General features: G+C 82.9%; 1 protein-coding gene. It reads right to left on the bottom strand.

The genetic code is table 11. The features are described from left to right. Nucleotides 1-54: 54 nt before the first annotated feature. Nucleotides 55-462, bottom strand: a 408-nt coding sequence (locus E2C05_RS33885) for a hypothetical protein (RefSeq protein WP_205083322.1), incomplete at its 5' end; no start/stop codon positions are given.

The following is a 462-nucleotide window of genomic DNA, read 5'->3' as shown; positions in this document are numbered from 1 at the left end:
CCCGCGGTCAGCGCCGGATGCCGCGCCGCGTCGTCCCGCGACGGCCGCGCAGGGTCACGCCTCCGGCCCGGCAGGGCCCGGCGCGGTCCGCGCCGGGCCCTGGTCCTCCGCGGCAGCGCCGAGCAGGGCGCGGGCGGCGCGCATATCCGCCGTCTCGGCCCCCAGGGCGAAGCGCGCCAGGACCGGCGCGACCAGGTCCCGCGCATCGCCGCCGGGCAGCCGCGCCAGCGCCAGGGCCAGCCGCAACTCCCAGGCCACCGCACCCTGCCGCCGCGCCAGGGCGAGCCCCCGGCGGAACAGCCCGGCCGCGGCTCCGGCATCGGCCTCCAGGGCGAAGCCGGCCTCGCCCTGCAGCCGCAACAATTCCGGCACCGCCCAGCCATCCTCGCCGGCGGCGCAGCGGGCCAGCGCCGCCGCCAGCAGCGCCGCGGCCTCGGCCGCCGCGCCGCGCCGGACCAGCGC

The organism is Paracraurococcus ruber (assembly GCF_004353985.1).
GTDB classification, from domain to species: Bacteria; Pseudomonadota; Alphaproteobacteria; order Acetobacterales; family Acetobacteraceae; genus Paracraurococcus; species Paracraurococcus ruber.
This window is presented reverse-complemented; position numbering and strand designations above follow the sequence as displayed.